The sequence below is a fragment of the Bacteroides bouchesdurhonensis genome, assembly GCF_900155865.1.
In the GTDB taxonomy this organism is placed as follows: domain Bacteria; phylum Bacteroidota; class Bacteroidia; order Bacteroidales; family Bacteroidaceae; genus Bacteroides; species Bacteroides bouchesdurhonensis.
Genome location: NZ_LT707006.1, coordinates 5,154,221 through 5,176,854, shown reverse-complemented (window position 1 = coordinate 5,176,854; position 22,634 = coordinate 5,154,221). Strand labels below are relative to the sequence as shown.

Below are 22,634 nucleotides of genomic sequence, written 5' to 3'. Positions count from 1 at the left end.
CATGAAGAAACAAGTAAAGTATATTAATACAGGTATGCTGGCGGCTATGCTGCTTTGCGGAGGACAAGTACAGGCTGCCGACCGTATGTCAGAGATGTATGTTTGCGCTGCAGATGCCATTCAGAAGGATAACCGTCCGGTAGTCTCTGAACGTTTATTCCATTCGGATGCAGTGGAAAAGGAAATTCTCCGCATACAGAAGTTGCTGAAGAATGAGAAATTAGCCTGGATGTTTACAAACTGTTTTCCAAATACATTGGATACTACTGTACATTTCCGTATTGGAAAAGATGGTAAACCGGATACCTTTGTATATACAGGAGACATACATGCGATGTGGCTTCGTGACTCAGGTGCACAGGTTTGGCCCTACGTACAGCTAGCAAATTCTGATCCTAAATTGAAACAAATGCTGGCTGGAGTTATCCTCCGCCAGTTCAAATGTATCAATATCGATCCGTATGCAAATGCGTTTAATGACGGTCCGGTAGAAGATAATGAATGGATGACTGACATCACAGACATGAAAGCGGAATTGCATGAGCGCAAATGGGAAATCGACTCATTGTGTTATCCCTTACGCTTGGCTTACCATTATTGGAAAACAACCGGTGATGCAAGTATTTTTACTGAAGAGTGGATTCAGGCAATCACTCAGATTCTGAAGACTTTCAAGGAACAACAACGCAAAGAAGGAGTTGGACCTTATAAATTCCAACGTAAGACCGAACGTGCTTTGGATACATTGAATAATGATGGATTGGGAGCTCCGGTAAATCCTGTAGGATTGATCGTGTCTTGTTTCCGTCCTTCGGATGATGCTACTACATTGCAATACTTAGTTCCTTCTAATTTCTTTGCTGTATCTTCATTGCGTAAAGCTGCCGAGATTCTGGAAACTGTCAATCAGAAAGAGGACCTGGCAAAAGAATGCAAATCATTGGCAAAAGAAGTTGAGACTGCTTTAAAGAAATATGCAGTATACAAACATCCTAAATATGGCAAGATGTATGCTTTCGAAGTAGATGGGTTCGGTAATCACCTGTTGATGGACGACGCTAATGTACCGAGTTTGCTTGCGATGCCTTATCTGGGTGATGTAGATGTAAACGACAAGATCTATCAGAATACCCGTAAGTTTGTTTGGAGCGAAGATAATCCTTACTTCTTCAAAGGAACAGCCGGTGAAGGTATTGGCGGACCGCATATCGGATATGATATGATTTGGCCGATGAGCATTATGATGAAGGCTTTTACCAGTAAAGACGATGCAGAAATCAAAGCATGTATCAAGATGTTGATGGACACTGATGCGGGAAAAGGATTTATGCATGAATCATTCCATAAAGATAATCCGGAGAAATTTACCCGTGCTTGGTTTGCATGGCAGAACACACTCTTCGGAGAGTTGATCCTTAAATTGGTAAATGAAGGAAAAGTGGATTTGTTGAACAGTATTAATTAATAAAGTATTATGAAAAAGTTATGTGTATGGGCAGTTGCCGCCCTTTTAATGGCAGCTTGTACACCGAAAGCCGAGGAAAAAACAACGGATTCCGGTTTATTGCAAAGTAATTTCCAGACGGAAGTAGACGGAAAGAAAACTGATCTGTATGTGTTGCGTAACAAGAATAACATGGAAGTTTGTATTACAAACTTCGGCGGGCGTATTGTTTCTGTAATGGTTCCCGATAAGGATGGAAAAATGCAGGATGTAGTTTTGGGATTTGATTCTATCCAGGACTATATCTCCAAACCTTCAGATTTTGGTGCAACGATTGGTCGTTATGCCAACCGTATCGGTCAGGGTAAGTTTACACTGGATAGTGTAGAATATCAGTTACCTAAAAATAACTATGGACACTGTCTGCATGGCGGACCGAAAGGATTCCAATACAAGATATTTGATGCAAATCTGCTGACTCCTCAGAAACTTGAATTGACTTGCAAAGCTGACGACGGCGAAGAAGGATTCCCGGGTAATCTTACTTGCAAAGTTGTGATGGAACTGACTGACGACAACGCAATTGATATTAAGTATGAAGCTGAAACAGACAAACCGACTGTTATCAATCTGACTAACCACTCTTATTTCAATCTGGATGGTGATGCCGGCAGCAATAGCGACCATATCTTGACAGTAGATGCTGATTACTACACTCCGGTAGATAGCACATTTATGACTACAGGTGAGATTGTTACAGTAGAAGGTACTCCGATGGACTTCCGTGTGGCTACTCCGGTAGGTTTGCGTATCGACGACTATGATTTCGAACAATTGAAGAATGGTCATGGTTACGATCATAACTGGGTATTGAATGCCAAAGGTGATGTTACTCGCAAAGCTGCTACCTTGCAATCACCGAAAACTGGTATTGTTATGGATCTGTATACAAGCGAACCGGGTGTTCAGGTATATGCAGGAAACTTCCTTGACGGATCTGTAACAGGAAAGAAAGGTATCACTTATAACAAGCGTGCTTCTGTATGTCTTGAAACACAGAAATATCCTGATACTCCTAATAAACCGGAATGGCCGTCGGCTGTATTGCGTCCGGGAGAGAAGTATACAAGCGAATGTATCTACAAATTCTCAGTAACTAATTAATAAGAACTATGAGAAGGTACAGTGGTCTTTTGCTTGTTCTGTTGTTATGTACGACAATGGCCGTTGCACAGAACACAAAATATGTGAATCTGTTTATCGGAACATCCGGCGATAACGGACAAGTAGCTCCCGGGGCCACTGTGCCTTTCGGAATGGTTTGTGTCTGTCCTGACAGTGACCCGCGTACACATGCGGGTTATGATTATGCGGTGACAAAAGTATCCGGTATTTCTGTCAATCGTCTCTCCGGAGTAGGTTGCAGCGGAGGTGGGGGAAACTTACGTATCCGACCTGTAGTACCTGCACAAGAGTTGCATATTGATAAATCTACTGAACAGGCAGTCCCAGGCTATTATACAACCGCTTTCACCAATGGCATTGTAACCGAATTGACGGCTACCAATGCTATGGCAGCGGAAATCTTTCAATTTAACCGGAATACTCCCACTGCATTATGGGTGGACTTTGCTTCCACTTTCGAAGGTGTGGCTACTTGTCAATATGAACGTGTGTCCGATACCTGTATAGAAGGATATGTAAAGGCGAGAAACGTTTGCGGACGTGGTCAATATAAACTCTATTTCTCTCTAAACACTGACCATCCTTTCCAGTTGCAGGAACAACAGGCAACTACTGCTGCTTTGAGGTTTGATGAAGAGGTACATACGGTAGAAGTTCGCATCGGACTGTCCCCATTAAGTACAGCACTTGCCTCACAGGAATGTTCCCGTTGGAAAGAGATGAGTTTTTCCAAACTGAAACTTCAGGCTATCGCTCAATGGGAAAAACAACTGCAAAACATTGGCGTGAAAGGTGGAGAGCAAGATGATAAGGTAATTTTCTATACATCGCTTTACCGAACCTTCCTGAGTCCGGTCGATGTCACTTCTCCCGATGGCGAATATTTGGGCACAGACGGAAAGAAGTATGTTTCAAAAGATTTTCGTTATTACAGCAATTGGTCATTATGGGATACCTTCCGTACTAAATTTCCTTTGTTGGTACTGACCGAACCGGTAAAGATGCGCGATATGGCTACTTCTCTGATTCATCTCTATGCCACAGGAAAGAAGGACTGGTCTACAGGATTCGAATCGACTCCGACCGTTCGTACCGAACATGCTGTTATTTTATTGCTGGATGCATACCGGAAAGGAATAACGAACCTTGATTTCCGCAAAGGATATGCCGGTATGAAAGAGGAGATGGAACGCTTGCCGATGCGTTCGCCCGACCAGAAGATGGAATCGGCTTATGATCTTTGGGCAATGGCTCAGATCGCAGAAATTATCGATGAAAAAGAAGATGCAGAACTTTATGAGCAACGTTCTGCCAGTCTTTTCGAAGAAACCTGGAAAAAAGAATTTATGAACATCACTCCGGCTTTCGAAGTGATGAAGAACAACGGACTTTATCAGGGAACCCGCTGGCAATACAGATGGGCAGCCCCACAATATATCGACAAGATGATAGAATGGGTAGGGCAGGACTCGCTCCGCTCGCAACTCAGCTACTTCTTCGATCATCATTTGTACAATCAAGGTAATGAACCGGATATCCATGTCCCTTACTTATTCAATTGTCTCGGAGCACCGGAGAAAACCCAACAGCTTGTACGGAACTTGATGACCCAGCCCATGATTCACAAATACGGAGGGAATTCTGAATTTCCTACTCCTTACTACGGTAAAGCATTCAAGAATGATCCCGTAGGATATAGTCCAGAGATGGACGAAGATGACGGTACGATGAGTGCCTGGTACGTATTTGGTGCTATGGGGCTTTACCCACTCTTGGTGGGGGATGAATATTATGAGCTGACTTTGCCTCTTTTTGATAAGATCCAGCTTCGCCTGTCGAACGGAAAGAAACTGACTGTCGAGGTAAAAGGACGGAAAAAGAAAGATGATTTGATCCGAAACATTCGTTTTAATGGAAAGATCATTGAAGATTATCGTATTTCTCATCTGGAACTTCTGAAGGGAGGGCATTTAGTATTTAATTGTAAGTAGTTATTTAATTAATCAGGTGAATAGCCTGTCTAATAGTTATGATGAAAAAGAATAGACGTTTAAAAGTAAGCTTTGCGGGTGTCTTGTTGACGGTGAGTCTGTTGACTACCGCTTGTGCTACTTCTTCAACCGGTGATGTGGTGAAGGTGGTGGACCGTCCCGATACGCAATCGGCGAATGTAAATTACGTAAGTTATCGCGCTCCGCTTCAACCGTTGAATTTTATCAAACTGCCTGTTGGTAGTGTTCAGCCCGAAGGATGGGTGAAAAAGTATCTTGAATTACAGCGTGAAGGATTGACCGGACATCTGGGAGAAATCAGTGCTTGGCTGGAAAAAGAAAATAATGCTTGGCTGACTACAGGTGGAGATCATGGTTGGGAAGAAGTTCCTTATTGGCTAAAGGGATATGGTAACCTGGCTTATATCTTGAATGACCCGAAAATGATTGCAGAGACAAAGGTCTGGCTGGAAGGAGTGTTTGCAAGCCAACAGCCGGATGGTTATTTCGGTCCTGTGAACGAGCGTAACGGCAGACGTGAGCTGTGGGCACAGATGATTATGCTCTGGTGTTTGCAGTCATATTATGAATATTCAAACGATCAGCGGGTCATTGACCTGATGACTAATTATTTCAAATGGCAGATGACCGTACCTGATGATATGCTGTTGAAAGATTATTGGGAAAATAGCCGTGGAGGTGATAATATTATCAGTATTTATTGGCTTTACAACCGTACAGGAGATAAGTTCTTGCTTGATCTGGCAGAAAAGATTCACAGGAATACTGCTGATTGGACAAAATCTACTTCATTGCCCAACTGGCATAATGTGAATATTGCTCAGTGTTTCCGCGAACCGGCTACTTACTATATGCAGACAGGGGATTCGGCAATGCTGAAAGCTTCTTATAATGTACATAATCTGATTCGTCGTACTTTTGGTCAAGTGCCGGGTGGAATGTTTGGTGCTGATGAGAATGCCCGTATGGGATATATTGATCCTCGTCAGGGTGTAGAGACTTGCGGATTGGTTGAGCAGATGGCGTCAGATGAAATTATGCTTTGCATGACCGGTGATCCTATGTGGGCGGAACATTGTGAAGAAGTAGCTTTCAATTCTTATCCTGCTGCTGTGATGCCCGATTTCAAGGCATTGCGTTATATCACTTGTCCGAACCATGCAATTAGTGACTCCAAGAATCATCATCCGGGTATCGACAATAGTGGCCCGTTCCTTTCTATGAATCCGTTTAGCAGTCGTTGCTGTCAGCATAATCATGCTCAAGGTTGGCCTTACTTCTCAGAACACCTCGTGTTGGCGACTCCTGATAATGGGGTAGCAACTGCTATCTATGGAGCTTGCAAGGCAACAGTGAAAGTAGGTCAGGGAAAAGAAATCGTTCTTCACGAACAGACGAATTATCCTTTCGAAGAAGGGATTACATTTACGGTTTCTACCGATGAAAAGGTTGCTTTCCCGTTCTATCTCCGTATTCCCAGTTGGACTTCGGATGCTGAAGTGCGTGTTAATGGCAAGAAAGTGAGTGCTAAGCCTGTAGCAGGAAAATATCTTTGCATCGAACGCGAATGGGCTGACGGTGATAAAGTGGAACTGACTTTACCGATGTCTCTTTCTATGCGCACTTGGCAGGTAAATAAGAATAGCGTAAGTGTGGACTACGGGCCATTGACTATGTCTCTCAAGATAGACGAGAACTATGTGGCGAAAGATAGTCGCGAAACTGCTATCGGTGATTCTAAATGGCAGAAAGGTGCAGATTCTAAGAAATGGCCTACTACCGAGATTTATGCAAATAGTCCTTGGAACTATTCATTGGTATTAGACCAAAAAGAACCATTGAAGAATTTCAAAGTAGTGCGTAAAGAATGGCCGGCAGATAATTTCCCATTCACTGTAGGCAGTGTGCCTTTGGAAGTGAAAGCATTTGGTCGCCAGATTCCTAGTTGGAAAATAGACGAAACCGGAATCTGTGGCGTATTGCCTGAAGAAGATGCAGCGAAAGGCGCAAAAGAAGAGATTACTTTGATTCCGATGGGAGCAGCAAGATTGAGAATTTCTGCTTTCCCAAATACAAGGGAATAAGTATATGGAATTAACAACATGGACACTTTTATATATTTAGAATCATCCTGCTAAAGAATTTAGATAAGAAAACAAGACGTGTATTATTATGGCTGTGAGTTCATAATAATACGCGTCTTGAGCAGGTTGATACTTTTTGGATTTGATTCTCAGGAGTTTTTTAGTTGGAATTATTAGAAGTATTGGGTAATTGAATTAAGTAGTTGCTTAGCTGCTTGGAGCAATACCTTGTAACTTACTTCTAATGAAAAGACATAATTAATGCTAGTTACATTTTATTCAGATTATTACGTCGATGTTATATTAAGTTTCGTGTACGCAAACGGTGGTATTCTTATAGCATATATAGTCTGCTTCTGAGTCATATTCATTTTTATTAGTTACTTTATCTAGAGAAATAATATTTGTTTAATTTAAAATAGATAGAAACATGAGAAAAAACTTTTATTTTATTTATGTGCTATTTGCGATTGCATTATTAGTGACAGGTTCTGCCACAGCTCAAAATTATTTTGATAATTTTCCTGTAAAGGCTGATCCGAAGATTGTAGGAGAGAAGCTAAGCAAGCATTTCCTGGATGGCAAACACCAGTTATATTTCGATAGAGGAATACATTATGCCGAAGTATGTACATGGTATGGGGCACTTCGGTTTGCTGAATTAACCCAAAATAAGGAATTGATAAAGAATTTGAGAAATCGTTTCGAATTACTGTTCCATATAGAGAAGAATCTCCTTCCTCCTCCGATCCATGTAGATCAGAATATGTTTGGATGTCTGCCTTTAAGATTGTATAGTATCACAAAGGACGAACGTTATCGGGAACTCGGACTTCCGTATGCCGATACTCAATGGACCCTTCCTGCAAATGCGAATGAAGAAGAACGCAATTGGGACAAGAAAGGTCATTCATGGCAAACCCGTCTTTGGATTGATGATATGTATATGATTACTATTGTGCAATCCGAGGCTTATAAAGTTACAGGTGATACAAAATATATGAATAGAGCTGCCGCAGAGATGGTTCTGTATCTGGATGAATTGCAACATCCCAATGGTTTGTTCTATCATGCCCCGGATGTTCCTTATTATTGGGGACGTGGAGACGGATGGATGGCTGTAGGTATGACAGAGTTACTGTTTAATCTACCGCAGAATGATCCTAACAGAGAGAGAATAATGAAAGGATATGTTCTGATGATGAACAATCTGAAAAAATACGTAAACAGAGATGGTCTTTGGAATCAGTTGATAGATACTCCTGAATCTTGGACGGAAACATCGGGATCGGCAATGTTTACTTATGCTATGATTGTAGGGGTTAAGAACGGATGGTTGAAGGCAGAAGAATTTGGTCCTGTTGCACGCAGAGCCTGGCTTTCATTGTGTAACTATATAGACGATAACAATGACCTTACCGAAGTTTGTATTGGAACTGGTAAGAAAAACAGTAAGCAGTATTATCTGGACCGCCCTCGTATTGCCGGAGATTATCATGGACAGGCTCCTATCTTGTGGTGTGCTTATGCTTTGCTAAATAAGTAAGATTAAGAATTGACTATATAGATTCCTTCAAATCTCTATATATTTAAAAGTGAGTAAGTAATAGAGGTTTGAGGGAATATTTCTTCTTTCTAATTAGAAAAAAATAGGGAACTGGACCTCAATAAAGTAAATTTCCATACTTAAAACTGAATCATTGGTAAAATGCTTGTTAATGTCTTGGATTCTAGCTAATATTGTAAACAAGGATAGTAGTTGAACTAAAGATAAAGAGAACTATGATTGCATTTGAAGTAACTATAAATGATGATAAACCAATAGTGGTGGGTGGCAATAACGTAACAACTGCCATTTTATCTTATGGATATTCTGGAGCAGATAAGATTTATTTGGGTGGATTAGATTGTTACCGTTATATTTCTTGGTTTAAAGGAAAACCGGAAAAAGGTGATAAAGTTGTGATCAAAGTTATCGAAACAGATCAAATATCGCCTATATCAGAGGCTAAAAACTGTGATCGCAGTGAGATGAAAGCAAGATTTGAACAACTTAAAACAGAACTTCTTGAAAAGGGGCTTATATAGAATATGAAAGGACTTATTGTAAAATTCAAAGATAAGGTTTGTAAAGCTGCCATTCCCGATAGTGGCGTAAGTCTTCTCGCAACTATTGCCCACTCTGATGATCCTTTCTGGAATGTTGGTGGACTTGAGATGCCGGATGAAATCCATCAAATATGGAATGGGGGTATGCTTAAAGTCGGAGATCGGATAGAGATCGAATTTGCAGAGTTTGATGAGGCTTCTGAGCCTGTTGCAGAAGAAAAACACTCTTGTTGTAATTTGGATAATTCAGCAGATGATGATCCGGAAATCTGGAAACATAAGCTCGAAACTTATTATGAGTTGAAGAAAGTGCTGGAAGAAGAACATATTATAGAGAAGGAATAAGAATTTTAAATAATTAAAAGTTTGATAGTATGTCAGGTTCAGGTTTGATGCTATTGTTTTGTACTGTGATGTCAGCTGTGTTGAATATATATTATATAAAACCTGTTTGGGAGAAACTCAAAACAAAACGTGCAGCGCATTTTCGTTTTGCATTCTGGCTAATAGGTAGTACAGGACTTGTTGTATGTTTAATGATTGAGTGTTGGAGGTTGGTATTGAAAGATCTATTTGTATAAATGCCTTTATATAGAAAGGAGACGTTGCTTATATCAGGTTTCCTTCTAATAGTATATATGTCTGTGCCACCCTATTGGCATACTTGTGCCAGTAGGGTGGCACAGTCGTGCCAATAAGGTGGCATTCTTGTGCCAATAAGGTGGCACAACCGAATTGTATATGACTTCTGTGATTAAGATTATATAGCATTGAATAAGCGTATCATAATGCTAGATAGTACAAATTATTATGTATTACTTTTTATGTGCTTATTTGTTGAAATGAACAAGTATAAAATGCTATTTAGTTATTTAATTCCGATTCATCTTATTATTCGTACATAGATGGATAGCTTAGGATGAAGGGAATAATGAAAACTTAATGAAATCAGAAATGATAAGTTGATCTCTGGAAATCATGTGAATGATCTGCTGAGACAAAATATCGTGGATTAATGAGCCGGAATATAAATCATAGGTATTGAATCCCGTAATTACTTATTTTATACCTTTGCAGAGGCAAAATTACTAGACGAGAGTATTAATGAGATAGAAATAGAGAGATATGAAACGAACAATTTATCCTTTCAAGCAATTATTATCGGGCGGTCTATTGTGTGTTATTGTTGTGATAGCCGCCTATTTATTTGAGGTCCTTTTCCCTAGAATGTATGTAGATGCTTTTTCATCTTCAGTATATCTTTCATTTTGGATGGTGCTTTTAGTCGGAGCTATGATTTGGACGTTTCGGGAACCAGGAATGCATGGGATAGCATCAGAAATAACTGATTGGCAGCTTATAGCGGCTTTCTTCCTGTTTGTTTCAGATAGAATTTATAATACTATGCCCAAAGAACTTCATCAAGCCATGAATCCAATTTTATCTACTTACACATTACCGGCATTAATTATGGGAAGTTTAGTGATAGTGGGTATAATTAAGTTTTCTACTTCGTTATACCGTAGATTGGAGAATGAACGGAAACAAAATGCTCTACAAACACAAAGAATTCAGCAACTGCTTGATTCACCGCCCGCTCAATATAAAAATTGTATATTAATTCGTAAACTTTTAGAGAATAAATCGATCGTCCAGTTTTCTGCAAGTGAAAATCTGCAATTGGTAGAAGAATGTCAGATAATTGATTTGGCTTTTTTTAATTGGTTGAGAAAACAAAATCTTCCACAAACTCCTCCTTCGCGTGATATCATTTTGTGTGTACTCATTAGGATGTTAAAAACGAAAGAGGAGATATTAGCAATATTAGGTATTACTAATGAAACTTATCGTGTTATGAAATCTCGTGCACGAAAGCGTTTAGGAATTGAAGATGATGATTGGGAAAACTTCTTGAAAGAAATTAAATAATTACATTTTTAGTCCATATATTAATCCGTTTATTAATTCAAATAGATAATAAATGGAAGCTACAATACCACTCATTATAGCAACATAAAACCACACTCTTTTATTAGAGTATCGTTCTTTAGGGAATATATTGATAGCCCCAGCTATTATTACTATCCAAGAAAGGAGATTAAAGAAATTGATTAAAAAGACTTGGAAAACAATATTTATGCCTTTGATAAATAGATCTATGTAGCATAAAAAGAAAATTATACTACATACTATAACATATAGGATAATATATTTAATGGCTATTTTTAGTTCCCGATACATTCTTGATATGCTTTTTCAGCCATTCTTGCCTCAAAATTATATACTGCAGCAGCATTCATATAGCAAAGTTGTGCAACTGCTGGTACGTTTCCACAAAGTGAGACTGAATTATCAAATTTTAATTTAGCAGCAGATACTGCGGCTTCTTTTTGTTTTTGGCATTCAGAAACACTTCCACCTTCATTGCGTGTTTTTAAAGGACTCATTTTTGTTTGTAAGCGACTTTCTGCAAATTGCGAGAATAATTGTGTTCTTTCCTCTTTGCTTAGTCTCAAAAATCCAGTTTGATTGAAAAGATTATCTCTAGACTTTTCTACTTGTTCTAATACCTCTTTCATATCTGCCTTTTTAATGACTTCAGCCATATAATCATCATCATTCATATTCTCAATGAGATAGTCATATTCTTCTTCATTTAATGTAGAAGTATAAGCTTTAAATTTCTCAGCTAGAAGTTCACTACTCATTTCAAATTCCCAAAATTCGTCTGAAGAAGCGATAGAATCAATAAGTGTATATTCACCATTCATCATTCTCGATGAAAATGCGCGTGTTTTAGCTATCCCATTTGTTCCTGCTTCTGTTTCGTCAGTGTAGTAGTCATCATTACTACAGCTATAAATAAAGAATGTAGCTAATATTCCACAAGCGAATGCTATTACATACGATAGATTTCTCATTCTTTTTCCTGTCATGATTGTTTTGATTTTAGATTTGCTGCAAAGTAAGCGAAAAAATACATATTTGAAGGAAAATATTTGCCCTAAAAATAAAAATATCGGTTCTGATTAATAAAAGTCTGTCTACGAATGTTACAATATAGGTATAAAATACTATTTATTAGTTTGGATAAATGATTTATAATGAGACTAATAGCTATTATTATGTTGTAACGCCCTATTGTATTCCAATAAAAAGACGCTTACTTTTGCAAAAGTAAAAGGAGAAGAATAACATAAAAAGATGATAATGTTTATTCTTGTTGTTTTGTTCTTCAAATAGAAGATATACTTACTTGTACTAGCGTGTATAGATAATAATATTGATTGAAAAATTAAAGGTTTGGCGGGAGCACTCTCGGGGGAGAGCATGTTTCATTAGTAACATTGTATGAAAAACTTCTTCTTTATCATTTCAGAGGTTAGATTCTGATAAAAAGGGAAAAAAGTTTTTTATAGAAGAGCATCCCGCCAACCTTTATATTTTATATAATATTGAATTTCCCCAGCTTTTTATATCTATTTGATAGTTTGATTAAAAGAGCACTCACCAAAGTATTTCAGAATAGATTAAAATGATATTTCTTCTTTATAACCATTCAATATCAATGGATGTCGCTACCACTTTTATTTCTTCGTCAGCTTTGCGGAAAATATCTATCATAGCAGAAGATTTCATTATGTATTCGGAATGATTGGTTGTTTTCGTAACTTCCTAATAAGTAACCAACTTCACACAAACTTAGTTACTCGCAACTTGACAAAGAATGAAGAGGATATAAGGAATTTTTGTTCTATACCGAGAACAGCACAAGAGATTATGGACAGACTAAGAATTTCCAACCAATCCAAAAAATAGGCAGAAATATGTTACATCCTTAATAGAAATTGGTGTCCTTGAACGTACCATTCCTGAAAAAACAACGACCCAAATCAGAAATATCGTCGCAAAAAATAATATTGGCAAGGACTATCTGGCAAGTTATAGGCAAGTCAGATAGCTCTATAGCTTTATTGTCTTCGCCCTGCATCTCGTTTGTCTGTCCCTTGGCACTTGAAATATACCTCGGTTCAAATTGGCGACAAGCATGTTCCAATTACCACACCTGCCTCATATGCCTTTGTCATCCGTTGGCTTTGCAAATACCTAATAAACAGGAATCTCGAAGACATTTGCACCGTTTTATGCGGCAATTCCAGATATTTTATGTAATTCTGGAATAAATTTCTTATCGCCTTATTATAAAGGCTTTGGGCGGAATACCCGATTTTGAGGTAACGAGTTGGCAACCGTGCTTATTGCTGCGCTTTTCTGTGGTATGTTTTTCAAGTAACTCTTTCGTGACAAAGATATTAGATTTATCTGAATATAAAGAATTATTCAAAGAAAATATCTCGATTTTAGAAAAAGCATCCTATCTTTGTACCAAGATGTTTTTTAATGAAAGAATATGGCGAAAATCAAAGTTCAAGATACAGAAGTAACTATTATAACATACAATGATAAAGACTATATATCCTTGACAGACATGGTACGCAACATTGATAACGGACTTGCTCTTATTGAAAAGTGGTTACGTAACAAGAATACCATTGAGTTCTTGGGCATATGGGAAGAAATGTACAATCCTCAATTTAATTCCCCCGAATTCGAGGGAATTAAAAATGAAGCAGGCTTAAATCGCTTTGTCCTTTCCGTGAAACAATGGACGGAAAAGACAAACTCTAAAGGAATTATAGCAAAAGCCGGGCGTTATGGAGGGACATACGCCCATAAAGACATTGCTTTCGAGTTTGCCACATGGGTATCTCCGCAATTTAAGTTGTATCTACTGAAGGAGTTTCAACGTCTAAAAGAGGAAGAGCAGGTTCAACTCGGCTGGACTGCTAAACGTGAGCTGTCAAAGATTAACTACCGCATTCATACTGATGCCATCAAACAAAATCTTATCCCGGTGGAAGTCACTTCGGCACAGGCAAGCATTATTTATGCAGAAGAGGCAGATGTACTCAATGTAGCTATGTTTGGAAAGACTGCCAAGATGTGGCGTGAAGAGCATTCTGATTTGAAAGGTAATATCCGGGATCATGCCTCTATCAATGAGCTGATTTGCCTTTCCAATATGGAAAATTTGAATGCTGTGTTCATTGATCAAGGCATTCCACAAGGTGAACGGCTTATTAAATTGAATCAGATTGCCATTCAGCAAATGCATGTGTTGGAAGATAGCGGAAATAGAAAGTTGTTGAAATAAGACGGAAGCTAATATACTTTTACTAATGTTGGCTTCCGTTTTCTTGTAACATCATTGTCATTTCAAATATTCTCTAATCTCCAGATTTCTTTTGCTGCATTAAGAATTTTATGTAAGTTTGTATGATATAAAGCACATGATAAACAGTGACATATGAAGCAAGTAGTTTATTCTTTTAAACAGTTATTTTCGGGTGGTTTGTTATGCTGTGGCGTCATAGTTATAGCATATCTGTCCGAAATCTTTTTTCCAGAATTGTATGTTGATGCATTTTCATCTTCTATCTATCTCACATTGTGGATGGTATTGTTTGTGGGTGCATTACTTTGGACCATTCGCGAACCGGGTGCCCAAGGATTGGGTGCTGAAATAACCGATTGGCAATTTATTGCAGCTTTTCTTTTGTTTGCGGCTAATAGAGCTTTTGAGTTGATGCCAAAAGAAATTCATCGTGTCATGGATCCGGTGTTATCTACCTATACATTGCCCGCATTGATTATTGTTGGAATTGTGGTAGCAGGCATAATCAAGTTTACATCTACTTTGTATAAGAGGCTAGAGGAAGAGCGGCGACAGGCAATTCTCCAGACACAAAGAATTAGAGAACTGGTAGATTTTCCACCACCTCCACAAAAAGGACTATTATTATTTCGTAAACTCCTTGAAAATAAGTCTATTGCCCAGTTTACTCCAAGTGAGATCTCGCTATTGCTAGAAGGATGTCATGCAATTGATCCAGTCTTCTTCAGTTGGCTAAAAAAGCAGAACATTCAACCTTTACCTCCAGCACGTGATATTATATTATGTGTTCTCATTCGAATGAGAAAAAGTAAAGAAGAAATCTTGTCCATCTTGTGTATTACTGATGGTTCTTATCGTGTTATGAAATCCCGTGCGCGAAAGAGACTTAATATTGAAGATGATGACTGGGAAGCATTCTTACAGAAATTGAAGTAAAGTTTATATTAGAGTGTTTATTAATTCTACAAATGAGTTGATGGCGGCTGCAGAACTCATCATTATTGTATAATAGACCCATACTCTTTTATTAGATGATTTATATTTGGATAATATTTTGACCGCACCTATTATAAGTATTATCCATGAGAGGAATTGGCAAAAATTGATAAGAAAAAATTGAAAGGGTAAATAAGTGCGGTCACTAAAACGATCGAAATAGCACATAATAATGCTAATGCCGCAAAGGATGGCGTATAAAATTATGTATTTTATTATTCCCATTAATTATTGTTTAAACAATCTTGGTAATTGCCTTCAGCTACTCTTAATTCTAAACTGCGTTTAGATGCTGCTTGTATATAACAAAGATATGGGATTATTATACTATCACAGAATAATACATTTGTATTATAATTCTTTTCAGCTTTCTGAATTTCCGCTTCCCGTTTCTTTTCACATTCAGATATGTTTCCCCCTTCCTGTCTTGTTTTCAATAGATTTGCCTTAGTTTTTGATTTGTTCTCGGCAAATTGCATAATTAATTGTGCTTTTTCATCTTCACTTAATCTTAAAAATCCAGTGTTTTTCACCAAGTTTTCTTTTGCTTTATTCATTTGTTGTAGTGCTTCTTCCATATTAGCTACTTGAATGAATTCATCCATATAATCATCATTATTCAGATTTTCCATAAGCTTATCATAATCTTCTTCTCCTAATGATGAAACATAAGTATCAAATTTTTGTGCAAGAAGTTCACTACTCAGTTGAAATTCCCAAAATTCATCAGAAGCAGCAATAGAATCAATAAGTGTATTACCTATTCCCATTGTTCTAGATGAAAGAGCGCGAGTTGAAATTATACTGTTCTCTTCTCTTTGTGCTTCGTCAGCATAATATTCATCATTACTACAACTATAGATAAAGAAGGTGGCTAATATTCCACAAACAAATACTATTACATACGAGATACTTTTCATGTTATTACCAGTCATGTTTTTTCTAAATTTTAAATTTGCTGCAAAGTAAGTGGAAAAAAGTAAATTAGAGGGAAAATATTTATTCTAAAAATAGAAAAATCAGTTCTTATGTATGATTTGCATATTGTACTAATGTTACAATATTAGGTATAAATTGATTATTTTATTTAGCTAATTGCTTGATAATTAGGTTGTAGTATTACTACATAGTGTAACAAACGGTTGCATATTATTGAAAAGTGTAATACTTTAGCGAAAAAATGAAAAGCATAATAAGGACAAAGATAACTGATAATGTTAATATGGGTTGTCTTACTTTCTAGAAAAAGAGTTTTATTATATTTATTGTATGTATTGAACGAAAATTTAAGGTTTGGCGGGAACGTACATGGGGGAATGTTCAAATGCATTTAGTGAATGATTTTTTCTCTCTTGTATTAGATACAAAACATAGAGTAACAAATGTATGCTTATTGTTTACCAGATTCTAGTTGAAAAGAGAGAAATGTTTTTCACTATTGCTGTTTCCGCCAATCTTTTTATTTTAATGATTCCACCTTTGCAAACATCCTTCTATTTAATTGATATTATTTTCTTCAAATGCAGAATTATATTTAGTCGATAATGAGTTGAAAATTGATGTTTGATGTTACAATATATAATGATAATATATATTATGGTGCTTTAATCTGTTAATATACAATAGGTATGGATAGAAGGAGATGTAACAGCCTCTTGTGTGGCGATGAGATTGTCTGTACCTTTGCCAGGGTTATGCAGTTATTGGTGTACTAAATAGTTGCAACCATAAATACAAAATAGGGTTTCAAGTACGATGAAAGTATTGATAAAATTATTTTTTGTTTGTTCGTTTGCTGTTATTGGGGATTTTCTTTTTTTCTCTTGTACAGGATCAAAAAAGAAGGTTCCGGCAGTTTCTTTATTAGAGAGTGCCCTACAGCAAGCTGGTGAAAATCGTACTGAACTGGAAAAAGTATTGTCTCACTATCAAACAGAACCGACAGATAGTTTAAAATATAAAGCAGCATGTTTTCTGATAGAAAATATGCCTTATTATACCTATTATAAAGGAAAGCAGCTGGAACAGTATCTTACATATTATACTTTATTACAAGAAACACGTGGAATGGGTATCTCTCCTAATTTGTTGGTTGATTCTATTCACTATATGTATGGAGCGTTTCAATTGGATTCTTTGCAATCTTGCAAGGATATCGAAACGGTAGATTCTGCATATCTTTGTAATAACATTGAATGGGCATTTAAGGTTTGGCAGGAACAACCATGGGGGAAACATGTTTCATTTGCAGTTTTTTGTGAATACCTTCTTCCTTATCGTATTGGTGACGAGACTTTGAGTAGCTGGCGGGAAGACATTTATCGGAAGTATAATCCTCTGCTCGATTCTTTGCGGGCATCCGGTGTACTTGATAAAGCTGATCCGATTGTAGCAGCTCGTTGTTTGCTTGACTCTATTCGTAAAGAGGGAACAGTTTTCACAACTGTAGCTCCTGCCAACCTTCCCCATGTGGGACCCGAAGCTGCTCAGATGAAAACCGGAAGTTGTCGTGAAACTTCTGATTTTGTAGTTTACGTTTGTCGCGCATTGGGAATTCCTTGTGCAATCGATTTTATGCCGATACGAGGCGATGAGAATGATAGTCATCAATGGATTTCGTTTACCGATAAATATGGTACGCTCTATTATCATGAATTTCCTAATGGCGTGAGTGAAGTTAGGAAAGATGGAGTGTGCGCAATTCCTAAAATCAAGGTTTATCGTAATACATTTAGTCTGAATCGTTCCATGCAGGAAGATATGCAGGCGTTGGATACGGTTATCGTTCCTCTTTTTGAGGACCCTCATTTAGTGGATGTTACTTTTTCATACACAAAAGACTTTAAGAAAGAACTGAAAATTCCCGGATCGGCTATTTATAGGGGTAGACCTCGTTCCCGGATTGCTTATCTCTGTGCAAGTAGATTGATGGAGGGGGAACCTGTTGCGTGGACTGAGTTCGATGGTAGAAAACTTGTCTTTAAGGATATACAGAAAGGTTCTGTAATGCGCGTAGCTACTTATGAGCAGGGACATCTTCGCTTCTGGACAGATCCTTTTGAGGTTGATATTTCCAATGAGTTTCATTTTTATACTCCCTCAGATAGTGTGCAGGATGTTACTTTATTCGCTAAATATACTTTACGAGGGGAAGACTTTTTTCGCAACCGTATGATCGGCGGGACTTTTGAAGGAAGCAATGACCCTGCTTTTCGCGAGAAAGATATTTTGTATAGGATAGACAGAAAGCCGGAACGTTTGCAGACGGTGGTTCAGCCTTATTCTTCGAAAGCCTATCGTTATGTTAGATATATTGGTCCGAGGGATGCACATTGCAACATTGCAGAAGTGGCATTTTATGCGTCGGGGGATACTGTTCTTTTAAAAGGGAAAGTGATTGGAACTCCCGGATGTTTTCAGAAAGACGGTTCGCATGAATATACGAACACTTTTGATGGAGACGTTACTACTTCCTATGATTATATTGAACCTTCCGGAGGTTGGGCAGGTCTTGATCTGGGGACTCCGAAGCAGATCGGAAAGATTGTTTATACTCCCCGCAGCTATGATAATTATATTCGTCCGGGCGATGAATATGAATTATTCTATTGTGCAAAGCGGGATAAATGGGAATCTCTTGGAAAGCAAGTTTCCGGAGCAGATTCATTGTCATATAAAAATGTTCCTGTTAATACGTTATTACTGTTGAAAAACTATTCGCGTGGTATTCAGGAACGTATTTTTAAATATGAGGATGGAAGACAAGTTTGGAGGTAAGAGCTGTCTGGCGTTTTTTATAATTAATATAGTGCGCATATAATGATAACATTTAAACCAACAGTCGTCCAAGGTAGTTTGCTAGTCTTATGTTTAACTGCCGTATTTGTATATTCTCTGTCGTTTACAGATCCTTATATCGTTCCTAAATGGTTATTTGTAATATTAATCACTTTAGGTATGGGCTTGTATATCTCTATCAGAATATTACTGCGAAAGCCTGTGGTTATGGATTTGCCTTTGGTCGGAATAAGCATTGTTGGCATCTGTTGTTTACAAGCATTATATGGTTTATTGCAATACTTTAATGTGTTTTCTTCAAACTCCGTTTATCCGATCACAGGCAGCTTTGATAACCCAGCGGGGTTTGCAATTACCCTTTCTGCCGGTTTCCCTTTTATTGGATTTTTAATTCAAAAAAGTAATCATAAGTATATTCAATACCTGGGGTGGACAATTGGAATTATCCTTTTGGTAGCAGTATTCTTATCTGGTTCGAGAGCCGGAATTGTCAGTATTGTGGCAATTTGTACCATATTCTTTTATAGCCGGTTTATTTGTAAAGGGATATGGAACTATTTATTATCCGGTGGGCTGATCCTGCTTTTAGTATGTTCCTATTGGATGAAAAAGGATTCTGCTGACGGTAGGATGCTTATTTGGCAATGTGGTATAAATATGGTAAAGGAGTCGCCTTGGATTGGACATGGGATAGGCAGCTTCGAAGCCCATTATATGGATTATCAGGCTGAATATTTTAAGGTACATGGGCAACAGAGTCGCTTTGCCATGTTAGCCGATAATGTAAAGCAGCCCTTTAATGAATATTTAGGAGTTCTTTTGAACTTTGGAATCATTGGTTTACTAATTTTGGCTGCAATCATATTCTTACTGTTTTATTGCTATAAACAGAATGTTACTAATGAAAAGAGAATAGCTCTGTATGTGCTAATCTCGATAGGTATATTTTCGTTATTCTCTTATCCGTTTACTTATCCTTATACTTGGATTATTGTTTTCTTGTCCGTCTTTATTATAACAAGAGAATATATTAAGGATTTTCTTGCTGTGGAATGGAGACGAAATGTAATAGGTGTACTGGTCTTGGGATGCTCATTAATAGGTGCTTATAAATTAGTGGAACGTATACAGGCAGAATTAGAGTGGGGTAAGATCTCCAAACTTGCTCTTTGCGGATCATATAATAAGGCTCTCCCTTCGTATGAAAAACTAAAAACATCTTTTGTGGATAATCCTTATTTCCTTTATAACTATGCTGCTGTTTTATCGGAAAATAAGCAATATGAAGAAAGCATGGAGGTGGCTTTACAATGCCGTCAATATTGGGCTGATTATGATTTAGAGTTGCTGATAGGGGAGCTTTATCAGTCGTTAAAAAAGAAAGAACAAGCAGAAATGTATTATAACAAGGCTGCTTTGATGTGTCCGTCCCGTTTTTTACCTTTTTATAAACTGTTCTATTTATACAAAGAAAATGAAGAGAAAGAATTGATGTATAATATGGCAGAGTTGATAGTTAATAAGCCAATGAAAATTAGGACTTCCTCTATTTTGATGATGAAAAGAGAGATGAAAAGAGAATTAATACGTATAAAGTAAGAGAAATCGGAATAGTGAATATATTAACTTATTAAATCTAAAAGTAATGTCAAAACTTGGAAACGAATTGAAACGGTATTTTCTCAAATCTCTGATTAGTTTATCTTGATAAGAAATTATGCGAAAGAAACTGAAGTTTTTTCCGAATTATGGGGAAGGGTAGTGCGCTCACAATCTTGCAATATATTAACAGATTAATAATAACCCTATTAGTAGAGTTGAATATGTATTAAATTAATTCTGCCAACGGGTATAGTTTATTTTCTTTCTAATAGAATATGAAGCTTTGGATTTGTTGTATTATTGACTTCTTTTTATGTACTCTTTGTGCATTGACATTGTAGAAGTTGTGAAGAAAGTGAAGTCTTATCGGATGTCTTATGTACAAAAAGTATTTATTTATCTTCTTTTTGTGGGGGAAACTTCTAGCAAAATAATAGAAGATAATTGTTGGATAGTCCAAGTCCAAAAGGTGAGATAATTATTTTTTAGGAGAATATTGTCTCAAAATGAACAACAATATTTGTTCAATTATGAATTGGGGGATATGTTTTTTGTTACAATATATATGTATATAATATCATCCCGTGATTTAATACGTTGATAATCAATGAACTTGTTGGGGGATGTGTAACAGACTCTTGTGAGATGTTTCAAATGCCTGTATCTTTGCGAATGTTATAACAATAGTTTAAGAGGAGTAAATAGTTGTAACTTAGAAACTATGAGACGCTTTATTAATTATAAAATAGATATATATGTCTGAGATGATGAAACCATTAATAAAATTAATACTTATTTGATTGTTGGAATTATTATGAAACAGAATTTTATAAATAAAGGTTTGTTTTATGTTTCTTTTCTCTTGGTATTAGGAACATTGACATTTGTGAGTCTGCAAATTATGAGAGAAAAGAAGTTAGTCACTATACAGAGAAAAGAAAATATACAATTAAAAGACTCTATACTCAAATTAGAGAAGAAAAATTTGAATATGGCAGAAAATATTCAATTATCATATACTTATAATAATACTGATCAAATGCAAGATTTGGTTGTTAAGGATGAGTCTTTTAACTCGATTAGAATCTCTAAACTTTTGAAAGATGCTCCAATAATTGTATTTAGAATAAGTCGTAATAATTGTTATAGTTGTGTGGAATTTCTCAATAATATATTAATGGCTGAAATCTCCAATAACAAAATTTTATATGTGACAGATTATTCAAATAGTCGAGAAGTTAAGTTTTTTAAAGAAATGTTTTGTATTGATGGTCCTATTTATATGATAGATGAATTAGATGAAAATATGGATATGGAGAATAGACCATATGTATTTCTTTTGGATTCAAATTTATTGAGGAGATTTTTATTCTTTCCTATTAATAGAGAGAAAAAAATGACACTTCAATATCTGAATTACGTAAAAATGTATATAGAGAGTTCTGAATGATATATTTAATAATTAAAAAAGTATGAAAATGAAAAAATGTTTATTCTTAACAATGGCGATCTGTTTGTTTTGTACGATTGCTGTTGTTGTTGCTTGTTCTAATGATGAATATGATTTTATTGAAGAATCATCTCAACAGACAGTAAATAGTGAAAGTGAATCGTTTGTAAATTATATTGAAACGAAAAAATATTTGAATTTTAAAAGGCAGTTTAACTTGGAAGATGAAAATGTTAAAACCAGAAAAACTGTAATTAATCGTGATAATAGAAATGCTAATATTTATGTAATTCCTGTTTCGAAAGATGGTTTAGAAGGTAACTTATTTGTGTTTCAAAAGAAAGATAGTAAAATTAGCGAAGCACTATTTGAAGATAGGAGCAATTTCTCATTAGAAAATGGTGGGGAAACAAAAATCTATGGTATGAATAAAAAGTATATTGCTACTTTAGAATATAAAAAAGTAGATGCAAATCTATTTACTATAAAAATAGTAGATGTTTCTTATACTGAAAAGCCTCAAATAAAAACTCGTACAGAATGGCCGTCTGAAGATGAAGGTTATATTACTTGTGTTGCTAAGTGTTTAAAGATAGCTCAAGATGCATGCAATGCAGATCCAGAATGTAATTTGATGTGTACCGTGGGTGATTTTTTCCTTGAGTCATGTACTGCAGCTATAGTATCAGCCTGTGCGATTCATTGTATTTAATCTAAT

The 22,634-nt window shown here is 36.6% G+C and carries 16 protein-coding genes; 14 read left to right on the top strand and 2 right to left on the bottom strand.

Annotation, left to right across the window (positions count from 1 at the left end; translation table 11 throughout):
- Position 1 precedes the first annotated feature (1 nt).
- The 8 genes from CZ225_RS22225 to CZ225_RS22185 all read left to right on the top strand — a co-directional run bounded on the left by CZ225_RS22225 (position 2) and on the right by CZ225_RS22185 (position 10,763).
- A complete protein-coding gene (locus CZ225_RS22225; protein WP_077155550.1) occupies positions 2-1,465 on the top strand; it encodes a glycoside hydrolase family 125 protein in 1,464 nt (487 codons plus the stop codon).
- Positions 1,466-1,474: 9 nt separating this feature from the next.
- On the top strand, positions 1,475-2,608 hold the full coding sequence (locus tag CZ225_RS22220; RefSeq protein WP_077155549.1) for an aldose epimerase family protein: 1,134 nt from the start codon (positions 1,475-1,477) through the stop codon (positions 2,606-2,608).
- Positions 2,609-2,616: 8 nt separating this feature from the next.
- The gene (locus CZ225_RS22215) at positions 2,617-4,620 is read left to right on the top strand and encodes a glycoside hydrolase domain-containing protein (RefSeq protein WP_077155548.1); all 2,004 of its coding nucleotides are present in this window, start codon (positions 2,617-2,619) and stop codon (positions 4,618-4,620) included.
- Between the two features lie 41 nt (positions 4,621-4,661).
- Complete coding sequence (locus tag CZ225_RS22210; protein WP_077155952.1) at positions 4,662-6,725, top strand: beta-L-arabinofuranosidase domain-containing protein; 2,064 nt, start codon at positions 4,662-4,664, stop codon at positions 6,723-6,725.
- 430 nt (positions 6,726-7,155) lie between these two features.
- The gene (locus tag CZ225_RS22205; protein ID WP_077155547.1) at positions 7,156-8,271 is read left to right on the top strand and encodes a glycoside hydrolase family 88/105 protein; all 1,116 of its coding nucleotides are present in this window, start codon (positions 7,156-7,158) and stop codon (positions 8,269-8,271) included.
- Positions 8,272-8,507: 236 nt separating this feature from the next.
- Positions 8,508-8,813, top strand: a complete 306-nt coding sequence (locus CZ225_RS22200; protein WP_077155546.1) for a hypothetical protein — start codon at positions 8,508-8,510, stop codon at positions 8,811-8,813.
- 3 nt (positions 8,814-8,816) lie between these two features.
- Positions 8,817-9,179, top strand: a complete 363-nt coding sequence (locus CZ225_RS22195) for a hypothetical protein (RefSeq protein ID WP_077155545.1) — start codon at positions 8,817-8,819, stop codon at positions 9,177-9,179.
- A gap of 780 nt (positions 9,180-9,959) precedes the next feature.
- Complete coding sequence (locus CZ225_RS22185; RefSeq protein ID WP_077155543.1) at positions 9,960-10,763, top strand: hypothetical protein; 804 nt, start codon at positions 9,960-9,962, stop codon at positions 10,761-10,763.
- Positions 10,764-11,059: 296 nt separating this feature from the next.
- Here the strand turns inward: CZ225_RS22185 and CZ225_RS22175 are convergent, their stop codons facing one another.
- Positions 11,060-11,770 carry a hypothetical protein gene (locus tag CZ225_RS22175; protein WP_200800559.1) on the bottom strand — a complete coding sequence of 237 codons (711 nt, stop codon included), beginning with the start codon at positions 11,768-11,770 and terminating at the stop codon, positions 11,060-11,062.
- Between the two features lie 1,475 nt (positions 11,771-13,245).
- Here CZ225_RS22175 and CZ225_RS22165 point away from each other — a divergent pair.
- Complete coding sequence (locus CZ225_RS22165) at positions 13,246-14,049, top strand: KilA-N domain-containing protein (protein ID WP_077155540.1); 804 nt, start codon at positions 13,246-13,248, stop codon at positions 14,047-14,049.
- Between the two features lie 153 nt (positions 14,050-14,202).
- Positions 14,203-15,006: a hypothetical protein gene (locus CZ225_RS22160; protein ID WP_077155539.1), complete on the top strand. Its 804-nt coding sequence runs from the start codon at positions 14,203-14,205 to the stop codon at positions 15,004-15,006.
- Positions 15,007-15,290: 284 nt separating this feature from the next.
- Here the strand turns inward: CZ225_RS22160 and CZ225_RS22150 are convergent, their stop codons facing one another.
- Complete coding sequence (locus CZ225_RS22150) at positions 15,291-16,001, bottom strand: hypothetical protein (protein WP_077155538.1); 711 nt, start codon at positions 15,999-16,001, stop codon at positions 15,291-15,293.
- An 820-nt stretch (positions 16,002-16,821) separates the two neighbouring features.
- On the opposite strand from CZ225_RS22150, the gene CZ225_RS22145 reads away from it, so the two are divergent.
- The 4 genes from CZ225_RS22145 (at position 16,822) to CZ225_RS22130 (ending at position 22,628) form a co-directional block, all read left to right on the top strand.
- The gene (locus tag CZ225_RS22145) at positions 16,822-18,843 is read left to right on the top strand and encodes a transglutaminase domain-containing protein (protein WP_077155537.1); all 2,022 of its coding nucleotides are present in this window, start codon (positions 16,822-16,824) and stop codon (positions 18,841-18,843) included.
- Positions 18,844-18,885: 42 nt separating this feature from the next.
- Positions 18,886-20,463, top strand: a complete 1,578-nt coding sequence (locus CZ225_RS22140) for an O-antigen ligase family protein (RefSeq protein ID WP_077155536.1) — start codon at positions 18,886-18,888, stop codon at positions 20,461-20,463.
- An 817-nt stretch (positions 20,464-21,280) separates the two neighbouring features.
- Positions 21,281-21,916 (top strand): hypothetical protein, encoded by a 636-nt coding sequence (locus tag CZ225_RS22135; RefSeq protein WP_077155535.1) that lies wholly within the window; start codon positions 21,281-21,283, stop codon positions 21,914-21,916.
- 22 nt (positions 21,917-21,938) lie between these two features.
- Positions 21,939-22,628: a hypothetical protein gene (locus CZ225_RS22130; protein ID WP_129585852.1), complete on the top strand. Its 690-nt coding sequence runs from the start codon at positions 21,939-21,941 to the stop codon at positions 22,626-22,628.
- The last annotated feature ends 6 nt before the right edge of the window (positions 22,629-22,634 follow it).